A 1160-nucleotide genomic window follows, 5' to 3' on the forward strand; every position below is an offset into this window, starting at 1 on the left:
GGCGGCGCTGACGGAGCTTGGCGGACAGGAAGCGCAGGGCAGAACTGGACACGTCGACGCCCGACGGGTAGACAAGCACACGAAGCCTCTGGTGGCAGGGCCGCGTCGTTCAGGTGATGTGTCCTGGTTGATCACATGATGCCGAGGGTGATCAGTGGACGGTTGGCGTCGCGGGTGTGGTGGCGGAGTCCAGCGGCGATGTTCGTCTGGTTGCCGAGTCGGAGAGCGCCGATGGCCAGGTTACGCAGGGATGCCATGGCACGTGGAGCGGTGCCGGTGCGTACGCGGGAGGCGTCCTCGGCGTACGTGGTGTGCCTGACGTGGTGGATCTTGTTCTCGATGCCCCAGTGGCCGCGGACGCGGCGGGCGATCTCGGTTGCGTCGGCCTGCTCCGCGGTCAGGTCGGTCACCCCGTAGATGCGTTCCAGGGTGACCTTGCCGGTGGTGACGATCCGTCGGCGGCGCACGATCTGGACGGCCTGCACCGCGTGTGGGAACGCGATCCCGGCGACGGCGGCGGCCTTGATCCGGCGGATCTCGTCGCGGCCGTGCGCGGTGGCCCGCGTCTTGTCCAGGAGTGGCACTTCCCGCCATGGCAGGGCCTTCAGCCACTGGTGCAGGGTGGGCTGATTGCCCTTGATCAGCGCGATGTAGTGGGCGTGCTTGTCCTCGACGAGGAAGCGCGCGTGGGCGGTCTGCGAGTGGAGGGCGTCGAAGGTGACCACCGTGCCGTGCAGGTTGAGCGGGGCAAGCAGGGGCTGGAAGACGGTGATCTCGTTGGTCGTGGCGTCCACCTCGCGCTGGGCGGTGACCAGACCGGCCCCCGTCATCGCGGCGAGCAGATGGACCTGGGTGCCGTCGGTGCGGCGGGCACCGCGCACGGTCTTGCCGTCCACGGCGAGGGAGGGCAGGGGCCGCCGGTCGCTGTCGTTCTCCTCCTGGCCGGCGGCGCGTTCGCGCCCGGCGAGCCTACTTCCGACGGCTGTATCCAGCGCGTCGCCGTCGATGCGTTGGAGGACACGACGCACGGTGGCCTCGGCCGGGGCGACGGGGCCGCGGTCCGGCTCCCGGCATGGGCCACCGAGCCGGGCCAGGACGTTGGGCGGGGCGTCGGCGGCCCACTCCGCGATCGCGGCCAGGGACTTCGCTCCGGCCAGGAC

At 70.8% G+C, this 1160-nt stretch carries 1 protein-coding gene and 1 pseudogene; both read right to left on the bottom strand.

Annotation, left to right across the window (positions count from 1 at the left end; translation table 11 throughout):
* Positions 1-79, bottom strand: a pseudogene (locus ACFW2E_RS47405) (IS5/IS1182 family transposase); the annotation flags it as partial.
* A 52-nt stretch (positions 80-131) separates the two neighbouring features.
* A partial coding sequence (locus ACFW2E_RS47410) for an ISAs1 family transposase (RefSeq protein ID WP_384478518.1) occupies positions 132-1160 on the bottom strand: 1029 nt, incomplete at its 5' end.

This window comes from Streptomyces sp. NPDC058964 (assembly GCF_042741275.1).
Classification (GTDB): domain Bacteria; phylum Actinomycetota; class Actinomycetes; order Streptomycetales; family Streptomycetaceae; genus Streptomyces.